21 protein-coding genes and 1 other annotated feature are annotated in these 19,808 nt (G+C 37.7%); of the genes, 9 read left to right on the forward strand and 12 right to left on the reverse strand.

Going from position 1 to position 19,808, the window contains the following annotated elements; genetic code table 11:
• The first annotated feature begins 138 nt into the window (after nt 1-138).
• From H5S10_RS02070 to trxA, 3 genes are read left to right on the forward strand one after another with little or no spacing between them, the layout of a single operon-like run.
• On the forward strand, nt 139-1,059 hold the full coding sequence (locus H5S10_RS02070; protein ID WP_182588565.1) for an RluA family pseudouridine synthase: 921 nt from the start codon (nt 139-141) through the stop codon (nt 1,057-1,059).
• Nucleotides 1,060-1,077: 18 nt separating this feature from the next.
• Nucleotides 1,078-1,833, forward strand: a complete 756-nt coding sequence (locus H5S10_RS02075; protein WP_094508868.1) for a TerC family protein — start codon at nt 1,078-1,080, stop codon at nt 1,831-1,833.
• Nucleotide 1,834: 1 nt separating this feature from the next.
• The gene (trxA, locus tag H5S10_RS02080; protein WP_182588566.1) at nt 1,835-2,152 is read left to right on the forward strand and encodes a thioredoxin; all 318 of its coding nucleotides are present in this window, start codon (nt 1,835-1,837) and stop codon (nt 2,150-2,152) included.
• Nucleotides 2,153-2,222: 70 nt separating this feature from the next.
• Here trxA and H5S10_RS02085 read toward each other — a convergent pair whose 3' ends face one another.
• The 8 genes from H5S10_RS02085 to H5S10_RS02120 form a co-directional block, all read right to left on the reverse strand.
• Nucleotides 2,223-3,545 carry an MATE family efflux transporter gene (locus tag H5S10_RS02085; protein ID WP_182588567.1) on the reverse strand — a complete coding sequence of 441 codons (1,323 nt, stop codon included), beginning with the start codon at nt 3,543-3,545 and terminating at the stop codon, nt 2,223-2,225.
• Between the two features lie 65 nt (nt 3,546-3,610).
• Nucleotides 3,611-3,943, reverse strand: a complete 333-nt coding sequence (locus H5S10_RS02090; protein WP_003675296.1) for an ArsR/SmtB family transcription factor — start codon at nt 3,941-3,943, stop codon at nt 3,611-3,613.
• A gap of 47 nt (nt 3,944-3,990) precedes the next feature.
• Nucleotides 3,991-4,554, reverse strand: coding sequence for a cadmium resistance transporter (locus H5S10_RS02095; protein ID WP_182587200.1), 564 nt, complete (start codon nt 4,552-4,554; stop codon nt 3,991-3,993).
• Nucleotides 4,555-4,619: 65 nt separating this feature from the next.
• Nucleotides 4,620-5,384, reverse strand: a complete 765-nt coding sequence (locus tag H5S10_RS02100; protein ID WP_003665035.1) for an ABC transporter ATP-binding protein — start codon at nt 5,382-5,384, stop codon at nt 4,620-4,622.
• Nucleotides 5,377-6,276 (reverse strand): ABC transporter permease, encoded by a 900-nt coding sequence (locus tag H5S10_RS02105; RefSeq protein WP_182588568.1) that lies wholly within the window; start codon nt 6,274-6,276, stop codon nt 5,377-5,379. Before H5S10_RS02105 ends, H5S10_RS02100 begins: the two co-directional genes overlap by 8 nt.
• Nucleotides 6,273-7,268, reverse strand: coding sequence for a tryptophan ABC transporter substrate-binding protein (gene trpX, locus H5S10_RS02110; protein WP_182587198.1), 996 nt, complete (start codon nt 7,266-7,268; stop codon nt 6,273-6,275). The genes H5S10_RS02105 and trpX overlap by 4 nt, the downstream gene beginning before the upstream one ends.
• 373 nt (nt 7,269-7,641) lie before the next feature.
• Nucleotides 7,642-8,673 (reverse strand): C40 family peptidase, encoded by a 1,032-nt coding sequence (locus H5S10_RS02115; protein ID WP_182588569.1) that lies wholly within the window; start codon nt 8,671-8,673, stop codon nt 7,642-7,644.
• 275 nt (nt 8,674-8,948) lie between these two features.
• A complete protein-coding gene (locus H5S10_RS02120; protein WP_182588570.1) occupies nt 8,949-9,581 on the reverse strand; it encodes a TetR/AcrR family transcriptional regulator in 633 nt (210 codons plus the stop codon).
• Nucleotides 9,582-10,150: 569 nt separating this feature from the next.
• Here H5S10_RS02120 and H5S10_RS02125 point away from each other — a divergent pair.
• The 3 genes from H5S10_RS02125 (at nt 10,151) to H5S10_RS02135 (ending at nt 11,616) form a co-directional block, all read left to right on the forward strand.
• On the forward strand, nt 10,151-10,753 hold the full coding sequence (locus H5S10_RS02125) for a sortase (RefSeq protein ID WP_182588571.1): 603 nt from the start codon (nt 10,151-10,153) through the stop codon (nt 10,751-10,753).
• Nucleotides 10,754-10,798: 45 nt separating this feature from the next.
• The gene (locus H5S10_RS02130) at nt 10,799-11,254 is read left to right on the forward strand and encodes a class Ib ribonucleoside-diphosphate reductase assembly flavoprotein NrdI (protein WP_182587194.1); all 456 of its coding nucleotides are present in this window, start codon (nt 10,799-10,801) and stop codon (nt 11,252-11,254) included.
• 137 nt (nt 11,255-11,391) lie between these two features.
• On the forward strand, nt 11,392-11,616 hold the full coding sequence (locus H5S10_RS02135) for a patatin family protein (RefSeq protein ID WP_182588572.1): 225 nt from the start codon (nt 11,392-11,394) through the stop codon (nt 11,614-11,616).
• Nucleotides 11,617-11,893: 277 nt separating this feature from the next.
• Here H5S10_RS02135 and H5S10_RS02140 read toward each other — a convergent pair whose 3' ends face one another.
• Nucleotides 11,894-12,517: a DUF3278 domain-containing protein gene (locus tag H5S10_RS02140; RefSeq protein WP_182588573.1), complete on the reverse strand. Its 624-nt coding sequence runs from the start codon at nt 12,515-12,517 to the stop codon at nt 11,894-11,896.
• Complete coding sequence (locus H5S10_RS02145; protein WP_019251947.1) at nt 12,486-12,710, reverse strand: helix-turn-helix transcriptional regulator; 225 nt, start codon at nt 12,708-12,710, stop codon at nt 12,486-12,488. The genes H5S10_RS02140 and H5S10_RS02145 overlap by 32 nt, the downstream gene beginning before the upstream one ends.
• A gap of 999 nt (nt 12,711-13,709) precedes the next feature.
• Here H5S10_RS02145 and H5S10_RS02150 point away from each other — a divergent pair.
• From H5S10_RS02150 to H5S10_RS02160, 3 genes are all read left to right on the forward strand, one after another.
• Nucleotides 13,710-15,251 carry an ABC-F family ATP-binding cassette domain-containing protein gene (locus H5S10_RS02150; RefSeq protein WP_182588574.1) on the forward strand — a complete coding sequence of 514 codons (1,542 nt, stop codon included), beginning with the start codon at nt 13,710-13,712 and terminating at the stop codon, nt 15,249-15,251.
• A 40-nt stretch (nt 15,252-15,291) separates the two neighbouring features.
• Nucleotides 15,292-16,071 (forward strand): putative ABC transporter permease, encoded by a 780-nt coding sequence (locus H5S10_RS02155; RefSeq protein ID WP_182588575.1) that lies wholly within the window; start codon nt 15,292-15,294, stop codon nt 16,069-16,071.
• Between the two features lie 76 nt (nt 16,072-16,147).
• Complete coding sequence (locus H5S10_RS02160) at nt 16,148-16,741, forward strand: glycoside hydrolase family 73 protein (RefSeq protein ID WP_066035859.1); 594 nt, start codon at nt 16,148-16,150, stop codon at nt 16,739-16,741.
• 72 nt (nt 16,742-16,813) lie between these two features.
• Here H5S10_RS02160 and brnQ read toward each other — a convergent pair whose 3' ends face one another.
• Together brnQ and H5S10_RS02170 are read right to left on the reverse strand one after the other, a co-directional pair.
• Entirely contained in the window at nt 16,814-18,199 is a 1,386-nt protein-coding gene (gene brnQ / locus H5S10_RS02165; RefSeq protein ID WP_066035860.1) for a branched-chain amino acid transport system II carrier protein, read from the reverse strand.
• 51 nt (nt 18,200-18,250) lie between these two features.
• Nucleotides 18,251-18,490 (reverse strand) — a binding site (T-box leader).
• Between the two features lie 63 nt (nt 18,491-18,553).
• Complete coding sequence (locus H5S10_RS02170) at nt 18,554-19,789, reverse strand: DUF2325 domain-containing protein (RefSeq protein ID WP_182588576.1); 1,236 nt, start codon at nt 19,787-19,789, stop codon at nt 18,554-18,556.
• Nucleotides 19,790-19,808: the final 19 nt, after the last annotated feature.

Here is a 19,808-nt window from a genome sequence, read left to right on the forward strand (position 1 = left end):
ATCCCCTTTAATTTACTCATACTCTATTCAACGCTATTATTGGATAAAAGTAAACCGGCTTAAAAATATTCTAAATATTTCCTGGGAAATACAGTAAAATAATCTTATCAGAATTTAGGCTAAAGAGAGGTGAGTAAAATGAATTATCGGTGGCAGATTCATGAAAAGTTAGCTGATAACCAGGTGGCGAAACCATTACGCAAGTTACTTCATGATCAATGGCTGCTTCCTAATCGGCTAATTCACTATTTGCGGATTAGGCGGACAGTGCTTGTTAATGGCAACTATCGATCCATGAATGAGATTGTGGAGAACAATGATAATATTCAATTATTATTTTGTGGTGATGAAATTCGTACCCCCGCCGCAAATGATTATATTCCGTCTTCGCAGCCACATTTGGAAGTTCTCTATGAGAATCGTGATTTGTTAGTAGTAAATAAACCGCGGGGACAAAAAACACACCCTAATTATCATGGCGAAACAGGAACATTAATGAATGATGTGGCGGGTTATTTAGTGAATAGTGAAAATAATGCTTATATGGTTCATCGGATAGATTTACAAACAAGTGGAGCAGTAGTTGTTGCTAAAAATCCAATTGTGGTCCCAATCCTCAATCGATTAATTAGCGGGGGGCAAATTCACCGACAATATTTGGCGGTAGTGGAAGGGAAAATGGCCAAAAGTGGAAAGCTCGATTGGGCAATTGGGCGTAATCCAGTAAATCCCCATCTTCATCAAGTGAACGGGCAAAACGCGCAGCCAGCCTTGACATATTATGAAACATTGGCAAGTAATCATGAACGTTCCTTAGTGAAACTTCGCTTAGCAACTGGCCGTACGCACCAACTTAGGGTTCATTTGGCGCATAGTGGCCATCCGATTGTTGGTGATCCGCTTTATAATCCTTCGTCAACAGAAGGGATGCTGCTTCATGGTGTGTCGCAAAAACTCATATTACCTTTCGTAATGAAATCTTTAAATATTAGCGCGCCATTACCATCGTATTTTAAAAATTATTTGGTAAAATATAACTTAGCTAAAAAGCAAATTTAAATTAAGGGAGGACATTAATTGTCACTTTTAGAGAAGTTGTATGGACCATTTTTTGATCCACATAACTGGGCAACAGTCGTTACATCAGGACAGGATTGGTTAATCATTTTTTCGTTGGTTATGATTGAATGTTTACTGTCAGTTGATAATGCTGTTGTGTTAGCGGCTCAGACACGAGTATTACCGACATTAAAGGAACAAGAAGAATCACTTTTCTACGGGATATGGGGTTCTTACATTTTTCGCTTCTTAATTATCGGGATTGGTGTTTATCTAATTAACTTTTGGGAAATCAAGGTTATTGGAGCGGCTTACTTAATTTACCTTGTCTATCGTTACTTTCATAATAAATTCTTTGGTAAACGAGCAATGCGAAAGACTCGTGAAGGTAAAACACGTTTAACTGGACGTAAGCTTTTTTGGACAGTTGTTTTACAGATTGAATTTATGGATATTATTTTCTCCATTGATTCTGTTTTGGCATCGTTAGCCGTCTCAAATAATCCAGTTATTGTTTTAATCGGTGGCTTGATTGGGATTGCATGTATGCGAGGGATTGCTGAAGTTATTATGAAACTGATGCGCAAAGTTCCTGAGTTAGAACCGATGGCATATATTTTAATCTTTGTGATTGCTATTAAGCTCTTCTTAACGATTCCTGCAATTGATATCGAGATTCCATCAGGGATTTTCGGTAGTTTTATCTTGCTTGTTTTTGCGGTAACGATTATTATTCACTTTATACGTAAATCACAGAAAAAGAAGGTAGAATAAAATGGCAATTGATGCGACAGCTGAGACATTTGATAATGATATTCAAGGCTCAATAACGATTGTTGACTTTTGGGCACCATGGTGTGGTCCATGTAAAATGATGGAACCAGCTATGAAGAAGCTAGAAAAACAATACGGTGATAAAATTAAGTTTGTGCGGATGAATGTTGATGGAAATCAGGAAATCGCACAACGGTATAAAGTGATGAGTGTGCCAAGTCTGGTTCTTTTTAAGGATGGACAGGCGAAAGAAAAAGTAACTGGATATTATCCAGAAGCTAAACTAGCTCATTACTTTGAACGAAAAATAACTGAATAAATTACTAAAAGGCTTCTAAACGTTTGAAAAATTCGAACGGTAGAAGCCTTTTTATCTGGCGAAATATATTTTATTTAAAATGTGGGCGATAGAAGTAGAAGAAAAGAAGTGCTAGGATAAAGGTTAAACAATCAGAAACAGCTTGAGCAGCAATGATTCCAGTATAACCAAATAATTTTGCGGAAATACTAATCACTACCCCGAAAATCAATCCCTGACGACAGAATGATAACCAAAATGCAGGCGTTGCTTTTCCCATCGATTGGAACATGGTTGTAAAAACAAGAATGATACCAGCAAGAGTAGTCGAAACTGACAGCCAGCGAAGCATCAAAGCACCTTCTTTTATTATTTGAGGATCGTTCATGAAAATGCGAATAACCTGGGGAGCAAAAATGAAAAGAATGATAGTGAGAATCAAGGCAAGACTAGCAACTACTTGAATATCAAATTTGACAACTTTATTAAACCGTTGCTCATCTTTAGCGCCGTATACGTAGCCGATCAAGGGTTGCGCGCCAAATGCAAACCCAACCATCACCATATTGATGATCATATTTGCTTTCATCGCAATTCCCATGGCAGCTACACTATCTGCGCCATGAACAATCAAGTAACGATTAGTTAAAGCGACAGCAAACGTTGCCATAATGTTAGTAACCGAGGCTGGAATTCCGATAGCGTAAATTTCGAATTGAAGCTTCCAACTGATTTTCGTTTCGTGAATTGAAGTTGTTAGCTTTTTACTCTTTGTTCGCAAATAATAAATCATTAAAATATCACCAATAACGGTACTTGTTACAGTAGCCAGTGCTGATCCAGCCGCACCAAGCCCACATGTAAAAATAAAGATCGGATTTAAAACGATATTAATTCCGGTTCCTACCATGCTAGCAATCATCGACTGAACAGCTAGACCTTCTGTTCGTAAAATATTAGTTGGTGAAAGACCAAAGATAATGAAAACTGCGCCCCAAGCGATCACCAAGTAATATTCTCGTGCATATTGCCAAGTAGCTGGCGAGGCACCTAATAAATGTAAAATTGGTGTTTGAAAGATAATCATTATTGCAGTAACGATGATCCCACAAATGATTGGTGCATAAAAGCAATAACCGCTGACAAAGCGCGCTAATTTATCACGATGTTCGCCAAATAAGCGGGAAATAACTGAGCTTCCGCCAAGGCCAAAAATATCCCCAAGAGCAATCATTAACGTAAAAATTGGTGCTCCCTGAGAAACACCGGCAACTAAATTGGGATTCCCAGTTTTGGCTACGAAGAAAGTATCAACCATGTTATAAATCAAGGTTACAGCCATGCTTAACACAACAGGTAAGGCTAATGTAAAGTATGCCCGCTTAATTGAAGAATGTTCAAATAACTCGTCCATTTTAAATCTCCTTTAAAAAAGAGTAAGTGGAAAAATTTTTATAACGATTATTTTCCATTCACTCTTTATTTATATAAATTCCGGGGATGAGGTTCGCCCTTTATTTCGTGTTTAACGTGTTTTAGCATGTCATCAATCATTTCAATAACGTGAGGATCATCTAAAGCATAGTAAACGCGTGTCCCTTCTTTATGGCGACTGACTAACTGGTAACGATATAAAATACCAAGCTGTTTTGAGACGATCGGTTGCGCAAGATGAAGATCATTAACGATTGTTTTAACATCAGCCTCACCGTCATAGTGCCGAAGATAATACAAGATGTTTAAACGCGTACTATTGCTTAGGACTTTATAGATTTTAGCAGCTTCATCAATAAAGGCTTGTGTGGAAGACAATGGTTGCTGCTCCTCCTTTTAATCGATTTAGTAATTATTATACCAAACTAAAGAAGGTGAATAAGGTGGGTAATTAATCCACTGTCCCAAAAAACATAACAACCAACACCGATATAAATAGCCTTCATTAAGGTTTCGCTATAACGCTGCATTGCTTGTTTAATTAGTGGAATATTACCAATTCCCTTAATGAGAATTACGATCGCAATTGAAAGGACTGCGATAAAAAGAAGTGCCAGAGTAAATTGTTGGAAGGTAAGATTCGTTAAAATTGGTAAGAAAATTGAGAGGTTGCAACCAGCGCAAACTGCTAAATAGGTTATTAAGGTGGTAATAATTGGGCCGTGCTTTTCGGTATGAGTTGGGTCTTCATCGTTGTCATGGAGAGCCATGTAAATAGGCAGGATCCCCAGTATTCCTAAAATCCATTCAGGGAGGAAAATAGCGAGAGTTTTTCCTAGTAAAAAGCTGATGGTAACTAGAACAAGAAGGGCACCAAGATAGCCAATAATTACATCACGAAGGTTATACCTTTCGAGTAAAAAGATTAAGATGAAAAAGAAATCGAGGTTTACGGCAAGAAATGTGATAAAAATAATCCACCAATTCATAATTAAATCTCCTATATATCAAATTCGATATATTAAATATATACCGAAAATAGTATATAGGCAAACTATCCTTCAAAATAAGTATAAAGTTTCTCAGGAGTAAGAGATTTTCGTTGCTCTGCATTAAAATCTGCTTTGATTTCACCGTCTTTAAGCACGATTAGACGATTCCCATACTCTAAGGCATCTTCAAGGTTATGAGTAATCATTAGGGCAGTTAAGTGATCTTTGGTGATCCGTTCATTAGTAGCGTGTAATAGATTTAGACTTGTGTGTGGATCAAGAGCAGCAGTATGTTCATCCAGCAAAATAACGTCAGGTCTTTTAATTGTTGCCATTAAAAAGCTTAATGCTTGCCGTTGTCCCCCAGAAAGGGCGCCGGTAGCTGTATTCATGCGATTCTCGAGGCCGTTATTCATTGTTGCAGCTAGCTTGGTGAAACGGTCCATGTTACTTTTTAACTTCCGGGGAATAAGATGGCGACGCTCACCACGTTTAGTTGCTAACAGCATGTTTTCGGCAACTGTCATTCGTGCAGCCGTCCCCAATTTTGGATCCTGAAAAACACGGGATAGGAAAGCCGTGCGCTGTTCTTCTGTCGTATTGGTAATGTCTTGTCCATTATGCAAAATTTTTCCTTCGTCAGCGTGTAGGTTTCCACCTATGACATTAAAAAGGGTTGATTTACCAGCACCATTCGTTCCAACGATCGTAATGAAGTCTCCCTCATTAATTTTAAGGTTTAAGCCTTTAAGAATAGTTGTTTCACTCGATGTACCCTTATTAACAATGGTTTTGACGCCTTGTAATTCTAAAATAGGTTTATTCATGAGGCCGGACTCCTTTCAAAATTGGCTTTTTAAGGTGAATGCGTTCTTCAAGTTGTGGCAACATCATGCAGATTGCAAGGACAATTGAGGAGATAAGGTTGAGGTCGTTGGCGGAGAAACCAAGTTGTAGCACAGCAAGTAAGATAATTCGGTAAATGATACTACCAAGAGTAACGGCGACAAGTCGCTGGTTAAGCGTTAATTCACCAAAGGCTACTTCACCAATAATGATTGAGGCAAGGGCGATAACAATCGTTCCAATTCCCATATTAATATCAGCATACCCATTATTTTGAGCAATCAAAGCACCGCAAAGGCCAACGATTCCGTTTGACACCATTAAGCCGATAATTACCATTATGTCAGTGTGAATACCGAATGATTTTGCCATGGTCGGATTATCACCAGTTGCGATAAAAGCCTGTCCATAGTCAGTTGAAAGGAAAAAGATCAGGATTACAGTAATAATTGCAATCGTAACTACTCCCAAGAAGACACTATCAAAGTATTGGGGTAAACTTCGCATGAATTCACCACTAAAGAGGGTCTTTTGGCCAAGCAATGAAACGTTTGATTTACCCATAATGCGGAGGTTAACGGAGTAGGCGGCGGTCATAGTTAGAATTCCGGCTAACAAACTTGGGATTTTTCCTTTAGTGTAGAGCAATCCAGTGATCAAACCAGCGAGCATTCCAGCACCAATCGCAATTAAAGTTGCCAGAAAAGGATTGATACCATGTGTGATTGCAGCAACAGCACTGGCAGCACCAAGAGGGAAAGTTCCTTCAACAGTCATGTCAGCAAAGTCAAGAATTCTAAAGGTTAGGTAAAGACCGAGACCAAGTAAAGCCCATAATAGTCCTTGACCGATTGACGATACAATTAGATTCATTTGTAAACCTCTCCTTTCGTTTCTGCATCCTTTTCAAATTGTGTGGGAATTTGTAAATTAAGTTTTCGAGCCTGCTTAATGTTGAGAACAGGAGTCCCATGCTTCATGTACTCAATCGGGGTATCAGCTGGCTTTGACTTACCCTTGAGGATTGCGACCGTCATCTTTGCACCTTGGACACCTAAAGCACGTTGATTAACACTGTAAGTTGCAACGCCACCTTGCTTAACCATTGTGTCAGTTGCCGGAAAGACTGGCTTATTAGCGGCGTCGGCATTCTTAACTAAGGTTTGCATTGCTCCAGCGATTGTATTATCTGTTGGTACAATTACTGCGTCGACTTGGCTAAGCATTTGCTCGGAAACCTGATTTAGATCGTTACTGTTAGCAATTGAATAGGCCTTCAAATTAATATTCATCTTACGACATTCACGTTTGATTTGGTGGTAACCGGCTACTGCTGAAGCATCACTTGAAGTGTAGATTACTCCCAGTGTTTTCATTCGCGGCATGAATTGCTTGATCAAATTGAGTTGTTCGCGAATTGGTGCTTGGTCAGATACTCCAGTAATATTGCCACCAGGATGCTGATTATTTTTCACTAGTCCAGCTGCTTTTGGATCGGTAACAGCACCAAGGACAATTGGTGTTTTAGTAGTAGAATTAGCTAATGCTTGAGCAGCAGGGGTTGTGATGCCAAAAAGAACAGTTGAGTTATCGTTAACGAGTTTAGAAGCCATTGTTTTAAGATTACTTTGGTCGCCATTCGCGTTTTGATACTCGATCTTGATGTTTTTACCGTTGTGATAACCTTCCTTGGCTAATTCATCAACGTATCCTTTATAAATTTCATCCAACGCTGGGTGGTGCATTAAAGTTAATACCCCAACTTTTGGAATTCGTTGTTTACTTACAAACTCATTGTTTTCCCTAAAGAATGCGAAACAAAGGAAAGCGATAATAATTGCAATTAAACTATACATTCTTTTCATCTCAAATCTCACCTCACAAAATAATAAAAAACGAGAGCCCACATGACGGACCCTCGCTTTTTGAAAGGCAAAATAAAAGTTCGCATGTGGATCCATGCGGACTGAAATGAACATCAAACTCAGCCGGCACAGATGCAATCTGTTCTTCAGGTCGCATCCATGACGAAACAACCTGAATTACCGGCTTTGCCAACGAGTATTAACGTTGATAGTTTGATATACGTTCATTATACTTACTCCCTACATAATTAATTGTTGTTAAGTATAACTAATGATTATAAAACTGTCAATATAATTATTAGAATTTGCTAAGAAAAAAGAGTAAGGTAGAAGAAAATCCTCTATCTTACTCAATAATTATACTACTCGTATCTTAGTTCATGCTGATGTAGAAACTAGGAGTGTAGTAGTTGATGTTACCAGTTTGGACGTTTTGACCTGGTGTAGGAGCTTGGATGTAACCACCATTACCAGTAGCGATTGCAACGTGGTAAGGAGCACTGTCTGGACCCCAGAAGTAAAGGTCACCACTTTGAGCGTTTTGGATATCGTATTGGTGGGTACCAAGGTTAGTTTGTTGGTAAGTAGTCCGGTAGTTTGAACCAAGACCGTATGCATATTGAACTAATCCTGAGCAGTCAAATCCGCCTGGTTGGTTACCACCCCAAACGTATGGAGTACCAATTTGTGCTTGAGCAACGGCAACCGCATTAGCAGTGGAACCATTACCTTGGCCGGCAGCAGTTGAAGTTGCTGGAGTAGCAGTCACAGCTGCAGTACTTTGAACAGTAGTGTTACTTTGGGGAGTAGCAACTGCTTCAGTAGCAGCGTATGTAGTTTGTGTTGGCGCAGCAGTGTTAGTAGTTGCCGCTAAAGTAGTAACGTTGGTGTTAGTGGTTGTAGCACTAGTTTGAGCAACGTTAATAGTAGCAGAAGCAGCACTTACTTGAGCTGAAGCTTGGGATGCAGCACTAACTTGAGTAGCAGTAGTGTTGTTATCAGAAGTAGCAGATACGACTGTTGTTGGTTGTGCTTGGTCGGCTACATTGCTTGCGTTTGTAGTAGAAACAGCTGGAGTAGTTGATGCAGCTGTTGTTTCAGTAGTTTCAACGGCTGCTTGACTAGCAGTAGTGTTATCAGTTGCAGTAGGTGCAGCAACGGTTGCGGCAGTAGAAGCAGTACTGATAGCAGAAGATGGGATAACTAATTGTTGACCAACGTAAATTACGTTAGGGTCAGCTAATTGGTTAGCAGTAGAAATTGAATCAACAGTAGTAGCGTATTGTTGAGCAAATCCCCAAACTGTATCTCCTGATTGTACTTGAACTTGTGTGTCAGCACTTGCAGTGTTAGCAACAGCTAATGCACCAGCAGCACCTAAGGCAGCAGCAAGGACTTTTGACATTGTTTTTTTCTTAGCGATAATTATTCACTCCTGAATTATTGTTTGTTTTTTATTTTATGCATGCAACTAATTTGTGCACTCTTTTACTATATGATGATATTGTGAAGAAGATATGAAAAATATCTTAAGGGTGGCAGTTGTTACATAATTGTTAAATTTTTGTAATAATTTGAAGAGGAAATTATTGGAATAAGAATTTTCCATACGCGACAAAGCGCTGTGACTGCGGCGTATAGCAAAAGATCATCAATTTGTACGTTGATGATCTTGTTTCATTAGCCGAAATATTTTTTATACATATCAATTAAATCAACTGGTGATTTTGTTTGAAGCAAGCCAGCAATATCTTTAATATCATTTGTACTCAATGAATCAGGGTCAGACTCCCATAGCATAAGCAAGTTAATGATTGTGTTTACGTAAATCGTTTTGATAAATGTAAAAGGCATAATTGAACGGCTAGCTACCTTGATATTTCCAAATAAATAAGGTACTCGTGCGTCAAATTCATCGTTTGCTAGTTTAACAATCATTTGTAAAAAGCGAATATCGCCATTGTCAGAAAGGAGCCGTGACAAATAAACTTTATGCTCATTGCAATAAGCGATTGTTTTGTCGAATGCCGTATTAGCTAGGTTCCTAATCTCATCACCTTCTGGAAGATGCTCCAAATCACTTAATTTCTTCCGGTCTTGGCTTAATGCTTGTTTTAGACCAGCTAGTAATTCATTTTCAATTTCTCGTAGCAATTCATGCTTGTTTTGATAGTAATTATAAAAAGTCTTCTTACTAATCTCTGCTGCATTAACAATATCAGTTGTTGTACTTTCAGATAACCGTTTTGTCGATAAAGTTATTATGAATCCCTCTTTTATCCTACTTTGTGTAGTGATTTTCCTTATATCCATTCCAATCTTCAACTCCTTAATTAATTATCTTAGGCAAACAGCTCTTTCCATAGTATAAAAGATATGTGACAACTTAATATAGAAAATACACCAACTGTATACAACTTATATTATTGAGGTTACTTTTTTACTCATGGGACATAATCCTCGAAATCTATTAACTCGACAAAATTTAATTGCTACAATACGAGCGGATTGAAGTAATACTTTGTGAGAAAGAGGGGTAGCATGAAAAAACGATATCTTATCAGGATAATTGAAGTCTTATTTATCATGATTATATGGACGATTAATTACAGTAGCATTACTTTTCGACCCCCTAATAATAATTCGAAAAACAATACCAAAATTCTCCCAAGTAGTAATAGTACTCGAAGTGAGCACAAGTTACGCAATCTGGGGTATGGTTTGCTGATTGTTTCTGTATCAGAGATAGTTCAGTTAATCAATGATAAAAGACATCATCTATACCGCTAATGCATAATCTTCCCAAAACTTCGAAATCTTTATTTATAATTGCGTTATTTTTACTAGGTGTTCTTCAATTCAATTACGCGAGATTGGAAGTGATGTGCGAAACAGTTCTAGTTAATAATTATCATCCGCAACTTCAAGCAGCAGAGATGCGGATGGCGGATGATCGGAATAGTTGGCCCAATGTTAAATATCTAAACCTTTTTAATGTTATTAGCCAATATCGACATTCAACTGCTACTTATATGGGTGCAGTAATAATCCCGTCTCTTCAAATGGATGTACCACTAGCAGCTTATACAGCTGATGATGTCTATACTTTAGGCGCTGGCATGTTAGTACCGCATTCTTTTGAAGAAAGTAATGAATTTATTATTGGCGCTCATAATATTGGATACTCTAGTACTGCCCTATTTACGCCACTTACTTCTCATAGATTAATAGGTAGGACTGTTTTAGTTACTAATGGCAAAAGTGTTAAGGAATATACAATAACCGCAACTAAAGTAATTATGCCGTCGCAAGTAGATATAGTATTTAAGAACGCTCCTAATCATCTTATCTTATTAACATGCACTGATAACAATAAGAAAAGATTGCTAGTTAAATGTGAGTTTAAAAATGAATATTCAATAAAACATCTTCACTCAAAAGTAAAAAAAGAAGTCGAAAAGAAATATCGACTTCATAATGTTTGATTTTAGATTTAGGGGTTATTTAGAGAAAATAAAGGAGTGAGCACAATGTATGTGCATGTTATTTACATGTCTATTTCAGGCAATGTTAGGAGATTTGTGGAACGTCTCCAACAATACGCATTACAGCAACACTGTATTAATGAAGATAGTCCGCTAATTTCTCTTTCAGAAATTCGCAAAGATACTTCACCAATTGAATTAAGAAGTAACTTTTTTGTGATCTTGCCTACGTACACTGTTACTTTTGCTCAACATTGGATAGAAATTTTGACGACACCCATGCATCATCACTTAAAAACACATAATAATTATGAAAAATGTTTAGGTTTTATTGGAGCTGGTGATGCATCAAGTGGAATGTATGCTATTACTGCCCGAGCCTATGCAAATCATTATAAAATACCATTTTTAACAGCTTTTGAATCCCGTGGAACAGAAAGTGATGTTGAACGAATTTATGCATTAATTAAGCTTCAAGTGATTCAAAAAGTTTATGGTTAGAAAAAGCACTTCATGAAAGCTGCATCATGAAGTGCTTTTTTCTTCCTTATAAATTAAGGAGATATTGTTAAGGTATCTACATTGGCATATGGTATTATGACTAGATACAATTATTCTTTCAGAGAAAGGGAACTATTATGACGAAATCTAATGATGAGATTCAAAAAGAAATGAAAGAGCTTAGAAGCGATTTTTGTATTTATTCATTTTTGATAATACTAACAAGTGCTGGATTTTGTTTAAGACATATGATTCCGTGGAGCTGGTTAAGCGCAATTGTTAATTTTTTGTTTATAGGCTCTGTGTTTGAATTGGGGCGCGCAATTGATAAGTATTTAAAATTGAGAAAACAACTAAAATAAAATCGATAAATGTGTTAGTCAAAATCAATATCAAGTTGAAATTGACGATCAAAACTAACTTTTCAATTATTATTTGTCATTGAAAAGCTCCCTCATTGCGTCATCAGTATTAACAAAAGTTTTTGCAGTGTCTGGAATAATTTTTTTCTTCAGCATACGCACGAACTACTGCCCGTTGAGTTTTGTCATTGAAAGCGACGTGTTCAATTTTGGGACATTTTCTTATAAGTTTATTATTGAGTTTCGTAATGGCACCTTCCTTTTTTTGTAAATATAATTACTTATGTATTAATAGAAGACTAGTAATAATGATAATAATAAATAAAATTAACCAATACTTTTGATGTAAGCGATTTTGAGTTACCTTTTTATCATTAGGATCGCTTTTAATTTGATGTATTTCCCAAGTACCCATTAATAGTCCGTAGATAAGGCCACTGACAATAGCACTACTAATTGTAGAAGGTTCTGTAAGTAATGGAATTAAGGCTCCTTTATTAGGTAGCCAATCGATAAGGATTGTTAATCCATACATTACAATTGCAAAGTAAATTCCTAAGCCAATTGCTCTTTTAATAAATTTTTGTTTAATCTTGCCCTCCTGTTTGGCTTCAACATCAATTTCTGTTAAATGATGTCGTTTAGTTTCATATAGAATATAGCCTAAAGAAACGAAAAAAGTTAATAGTAGGACGCTTACTACGATATCAAGAGTAAGTTCAGAATTATTAGTACTAAGCATTAAAAGGCTAGCAATAAAACTTAATAATACATTTACTGTTAATAAAAGGATGGCAATATTATTACCGATTCGATTGAGTTCATTGCGGCGATATTCATCTAATGGTCCATGAATACCGTAAAACCATTTAATGATTTTGGTGCTGATTGTTTCTTTCATTCTTGCGTTCCTCCCAAAATAGTGAATTAAGATCAGTATTTAATGCTTTAGCTAAATTAATACAAAGTTCTAACGAGGGATTATACTTATTATTTTCAATTAAGTTGATAGTTTGACGAGCTACTCCAATTTTTTGAGCTAGCTTTAACTGGGATAATCCTTGATCTTTTCGAAATTGTTTAACACGGTTCAAATATTTGGTCCCTCCTTATGACACATATATATGACATCTGTGCTAGGAATTTTATCATTACTTGAATTTGGTGTCAATTATATGTGACAAAAAATAAATAGACATAGAAGCACATTGTTACTTCCATGTCCAATAAATATGATTAATCCATTAGCAAGTTAGCTGAAGGAATCTATATTCATATAGTATTTCCTTAATATATAAATTAATCTAAAAATAATTCTTGAATTTGGGATTATTTATTTTTAAGTCTATGTTTCGCGTGATTATAGCCATTTATAAAACTTATGATTTCTTGCATTCTATTTCCGGAAATTAAGTTTAAAAGTACAAATGGTAATTTGGGGTAAAATCTAAATTTTTTGCTAACTTGATAATCTTCGTATGCCTGGTCTTTTCCCCCTTTGAAAGTCAGATAAGTTCTTTGAATTTTTAATCTTGGAGGTTTTGGAACCGTTCGATTTAGAAGTGTAATCTTGAGAGTATAAACCATGTTCATTAATTATGCTTAATCATATCATGGAGTTGGGATAGTAACATTTTGAAAGTACCTTCACCTTTGTTTTTGGATAAGTATATGAAATTTATCAAGCTAAAACTAGCAAAGATTTGTTGTATGCTTGTTATATCAATAATTCAAATTACTGAAGAATTTTATTAGATAACTTATACTTAATATATAAGAACTATTTAAAATAAAGTTTTCATTTAGCTGTCATATTATATTTTATCTGTAATACCTGAAATAATTTGTTGCCTTTAGAAAATTAGTTGGAAGGTGAAAAGGATGAAAAAGAAAGAGAATAACCATTATTCATCAGTATGGGACTTTCTTGCAAAAAAGTGGTGGATTATTATAGTTGTTTTAGGAATGATATGGTGGATCCTTGCTTCATTAAAGTAGGACTATTTCCAATAAATTGAAGCTCGTGCCTAAAATATGATAGTATGGATAGCAGTTTTAGCTCGTAATAAGTAAGAAAAAGAGGAGAGAATATAATGGCAGTATTAGATGTTGAAGGACTGACAATGAGCTATGCTGATAAAAAGCTCTATGAAGATGCCAGCTTTCAACTAGAAAAGCATGAACATATGGGGATTGTCGGGCAAAATGGTGCTGGGAAGAGTACCTTGATTAAGATCTTGATCGGGAAAACCCTCCCGGTCGATGGCACTATTAAATGGCAAAAAGGAGTCAAGATTGGATACTTAGACCAGTACGTTGATATTCCAGCGGGGATGACCTTGATTGATTTCCTCCATACTGCTTTCACGGAACTTTATCAGCTTAATGACCAGATGAATAAGCTTTATGCGGATTATGCAGAGAAGATGGATGATGAGCTTCTCACCAAAGCAGGCCGTATTCAAGAAAAACTCGACGCTAATAACTTCTATGAAATTGAAACGGAAGTCGAACGGGTGATGAATGGGCTAGGATTGACAGACATTGGTAAGGATCATGTTGTCTCTGAAATGAGTGGGGGACAACGGTCAAAGATTATTCTCGCTAAGATGTTGCTTGAAAATCCAGATGTTATTTTACTAGACGAACCGACAAACTACCTTGATACGGCTCATATTGAATGGTTAATCGACTATCTTAATGATTTTGATGGAGCTGCAATGATCATCTCGCATGACTATGACTTTCTTGAACAGGTCACGAATACAATTTGTGATGTATCATTTGGTAAAATCACTAAGTACCGAGGAAGTTTCCAACAAGCAATGCGCCAAAAGGAAGAGCGAAAGGAAGCTCAAGAACGGGAATATGAGAAGCAACAAGTAGTTATTGAAAAGGCACAACGGTTTATTCGGAAAAACAAAGCTGGTTCAAAATCGACTATGGCTAAATCGCGGGAAAAGATGCTTGCGCGAATGAAGAAAATTGATCCACCTGAAGATAATCTGAAAGCAACTTTCCATTTCCCATATGAAAATACTGGATCAGCGAATGCACTGCGGGTAGAAAAATTGTCAGTTGGCTATAATCGACCATTACTGGCACCGGTAACTTTTTCAATGACAATGGGTGAAAAGTTATTGTTCACTGGATTTAACGGGGTTGGTAAGTCGACTTTGATTAAATCAATTTTAAAGAAAATTCCAGCGCTGGGCGGGACAGCCACCTTCTCCCCATCAGCCCGGATAAATTACTTTGACCAGGATCTGGAGTGGAATGACCCGACCCTTACGCCACTGCAAACAATTCAAAATATGTTTCCAACGATGCAACCACGGACGATTCGGACAAAACTTGCGCGGGCTGGAATCAACGCCGCCAACACGATGAAGAAAATGAATCTTTTATCAGGGGGCGAACAAACAAAAGTTAAGTTGGCAATCCTCGAATTAACTCCATGCAATTTTCTTATTATGGACGAACCGACGAACCACCTGGATGATGAAACTAAGGAAGGTTTGAAGAAAGCACTGCAAGATTTCCCAGGAAATTTAATTTTAGTTAGTCATGAACAAGGATTCTTTGAAGGATGGCTTGATAAGATCCTTAACGTTGAAAAACTTAGCTTGAAATAGAAATATATGAGACAATGAATTCAAAAAGGAGTGGAAACGAGTGCCCTATTCACTTTCTGAAATCATTGTCTTATTTTTTACCTATTCATTTATTGGCTGGCTATGGGAAACATGTTATTGCTCAATTAAGGACCATCATTTTGCCTATCGTGGCTTCTTATTTGGCCCTTATTGTCCAGTATATGGATTTGCGGTTACGACAATCTTGATTACGACCTTTCCGTTTCAAGATAATATTTTTTTACTATTTATAGTCGGATTCATTGTTGCTTCGATTTTTGAATACGTTGCTAGCTGGTTCTTGGAGAAATTGTTCCATATGAAACTATGGGATTATTCACACCTGAAAGGAAATATTCAGGGACGAGTTGCTCCTCAAATATCATTTTTCTGGGGGATTGGCGTTGTCTTGCTGGTTAAGTTTGTTCAGCCATTTATTCAGCGGATTATTAACTGGGAAGAATCATGGACTCACGGGATGCTTGCCCTAATTATCGTCCTCGTGATGGGAACTGACACTATCCTCAGCGTTATTAGTGTGGAAAAATTCCATATTACAACTCAGCAATGGGATGAACGAGCAGCCGCGTACAGAAAGAAATTGCTGAATCGACTTGAAAAAGCAGCTCCTAAGGATAAATTGGCAATTAAAGATCATCTTCAAGATTGGCAACGGCATTTTGCTCAATATCTAAACAAAGAGGGCGCTGGCAAGCAACTAAGCTGGAACCATCGTCGACTAATCAAGAGCTTCCCTAAATTGAAGATGACTGATAGTAAATACTTTAATAACTATAAAAATGATCTTAAAAGTAAATAGGATTATTGTAAATTCTCGCTTTCTCATGGTGAAGTGGTTATAATAGCGTCAAATTCATAAAAAGGAAAGACACATCATGAAAAAAGAAACAAAAATCATTTGTGGAAGTGTGCTTGCGTTTTTGATTGTTTTATTTGGGATTGTGGCGATTATTATCCACGAATCTCCCCAAATTCAACGTGAGACCCACCCGACAGATATAACCGTCAATGAATTTGTTCGTCAGATTGCACCGGCTGCCCAACGTGAACAGAAGAAATATCATATTCCGGCTAGCATTACGATTGCGCAAGCAGGACTTGAATCTAATTGGGGTCGGAGCCGGTTAGCAAATAAATACAATAACTTATTTGGAATTAAAGCTAATAGTGACGACGAAAAGGTTCAAATGTATACTACCGAAAATATTCGTGGTAAAAACGTTCAAGTAAAACAATACTTTACGGTTTACAATAGCTGGGCTGATTCAATTAATGCGCACACATTGCTCATTGTAAATGGAACTGCTGATAATCATGCACGTTTCCATGGAGTACAAACAGCAAAAACTTATCAACAGGCAGCTTACGAATTACAGCGGAATGGTTACGCAACCGATCCAGATTATGCCAGCAAGCTGATCTATGCGATTAAGAAGTTTAATCTTGCCCAATACGATAATGTTAAATAATAATTTAAAAGCGTGAGAAACGACTCTTGTAATGAGCTATTTCTCACGCTTTTTTAACCTATAAAACACTTATTAATGTACTTCGCTTTGCATACTGGTGGAAGCAACCCGTTGATGACGGTACCAGTGAACTAAGAGACCAAGGACTAAGCCGACAAGTGCTGGAACAAGCCAGGATAATCCCATACTTGCAAGTGGTAAGTTGTTTCGTAATGCAGCAACAGACAACCCAAATGAACTTTGACTAACAACTGCTGGGAAAGCAACGACCATATCACCGAGAGCTGGTACAACGGTAAAGAGGACCACAAAGAAGTAGACAACGCCATCACGGTTAAAGAGTGGTGATGTCACAGATAAAAGGATAAGCACCATTGATAATGGGTAAAGGAACATTAACATTGGTGTTGACCAAGCGATGATTTGATCTAAGCCAAAATTAGCAGTAAGGAAAGAGGCAAGACAACTAAGTGCAAGCCATGCATGGTAGCTAACCTTTGGAAAGTGCTTATGGAAGTCTTGAGCAAAAGCAGCAACTAAACCAACAGCCGTCGTTAAACAAGTGACAGTTAATAAGAATGCTAATACAACTTGGCCGAATGCACCGGCATAAGCATTAACTAATTGGTTAAAGGCAACTCCACCATCTGGAGAAACTTTGAAACGACCAAGAGACATTGCGCCAAGAAGGATCAATAATAAATAGATAAAAGCAACGGCACCCATCGAGAGGACACCAGCTTTTGCAACGACTTTGGATACATCTTTTGCTGACCGTTGACCCATCGAACGAACGGCAGTTACTACCGTTACTCCAAAGGCAAGACCAGCCAGCGCATCCATCGTGTTATATCCTTCAAGGAACCCGTTAGTGAGCGCACCGTGAACATAAGCACTAGTTGTCGGTGCGGTAGCAGGATTACCAAGCGGACGAGCGAAACCAACGACAAAGACAAGGAATAAAAGGGCTAAGAAGACGGGATTTAATACTTTTCCGATGTTAGCTAGGATATCATTTTCCCGGTATGAGAAGAGGAAGGCCGCCCCGAAGAATAATGCTGAGAATAATAGCAAGGCAAGAGATTGATATTGTTTATCGACGAATGGGGCAAGACCAACTGTGAATGAGACAGTGGCAGTTCGTGGAGTACCGAATAATGGACCGATCGTAGCGTGGATAAGAACCATGAATACTAAGGCAAAACCAACGCCAAGCGGACGACCGATATCAAAGACTCCTTCTGCACGCGTAACAGCAACGGCGAGAACTGATAGAAGTGGTAAAAGAACTCCAGTAATCAGAAAGCCAACTGCAGCTGGTCCCCAATGACTACCAGCCAATTGACCAAGGTGTAACGGGAAAATCAAGTTTCCGGCCCCAAAGAATAAACCGAAAAGCAATGATGCAACAACTAAATAGTTTTTGAATGTTAACTTGCGCGATGTTAAATCTTGCATGTTTTCTCCTCCTAATCTGATCCCAACAAAAAAGTCCCTTAGCCAATTTGGCTAAGGGACGCTGAGCGTGGTACCACCCTATCATTGTACTGCTATTGCTAGCAATACCTCACACGTACGGCCATCATGGCGATACGCTGACACGATAATGGGTGTAACCACTACAGCTTACTGGTATTTAAGCTGTAGACTCGAAAGTGATTTTCAATTAGAGTTAAAACTGTCTCCTCACACCAAACGAGACTCGCTGAAGCTATCGTCTAACATACTCTTCTTTCTCATTGCGATCGAATAATTAAATTGTTGTCATTAATATTAACCGATTTCTCATCAAAGTCAACAGTAAATTAAAATTTATTTATAATTTTTCAAATCTTCGCTACTTTCAGCATATGCGGGATCACCATTTAATGCCCGTGCAATAGCTCGCTCAACAGCAGTATTAGAGGTAACATTTGCAATAGCGAGTGGCTTCTCATAACGTTTAGCGTGATGGTTGGCGAGTTGACTAATTCGATGGTGAATTGCATCGATGCAGACAATCACAAAGTCCGCATCTCGAATTTCACGTTTTAGTTTGCTGCTAGAAACTTTTTCTTCTGCAGATGCATCTAATCCGCGGAACAAACCGTGGTGCTTATCAACGACTGGTTTAAGGCCCTTCACCTTGCTACGAATTCCAGTAATAACAAGCACTTTTCGTTGATGAAGGTCATAGTCCAGTTTTTTCTCATAATCATGACGAGGATTAGTAGGTTTTTTAACAACTTTTGGTTTAGCTGGTTGCTTGGTTGTATCATAATCTTGTTTTTCATGAATCCAGCGAATTGAGCCATCTTTGGCATCAGCTAGGCCGTTTCCGCGGTCATAGTAGGCAAAATCAATAACCATCCCCGGTTTAATATCACGACCAGGGTACTTAAAGGGATCAATTACGATGGTATTTTCTGGTGCTTCGTCAACGATTGAATTACCCTTAATTGTTTTACTAAGTTGAAGTACATCAGAACCGGGCACGCGTTTTAATTCACCGTATTCAATCACATTGACTTTTTCAGGGGTGTAATCGCTAAGGTGGTCACCAGTGATCCGGCGAATAACTGGAAGGGCACGGACCTTTTGTTCATAGTCTAACTGGGCAATATCCCCATCTTCAACAGGAAATGGTAATGCATGAAGAATTGCTTCCGGATAATAACGGTGGTTAATCTCGGCACCACTTAATTTTCGGTGTACTAAGTAGCGATTGTCAGCTGCTAATCGTTCTTCCTCAGTAATTTCTTTTGGTGCTTCAATTGAAGAAGATACAACGGGGTTTACTACTGATGTTAACTTTTCTTCATCATTAGCAGGTCCAGTAAGCAGCGACTTTAGTGTTTTCCGTGCTTGCGGAGGCAACTCGTTTGACGATTGAATTTTGCGCTGAACAAACCGTGGTGCATTTTGTTTAACGGGTTTGCTGTCTTGATAATGATTTAAAATATTGAGAATGGTGGTAAGACTCCGCTGTGTTTGCAGTAAGCTTTGTGGATCATCAGCGGTGTTATTTAAGAGGTCAATCAATTCTTGACGATAATCATAAACTTCCATATTATTTTCCTTTCTTAAA

Source organism: Limosilactobacillus balticus (assembly GCF_014145615.1).
Taxonomy (GTDB): domain Bacteria; phylum Bacillota; class Bacilli; order Lactobacillales; family Lactobacillaceae; genus Limosilactobacillus; species Limosilactobacillus balticus.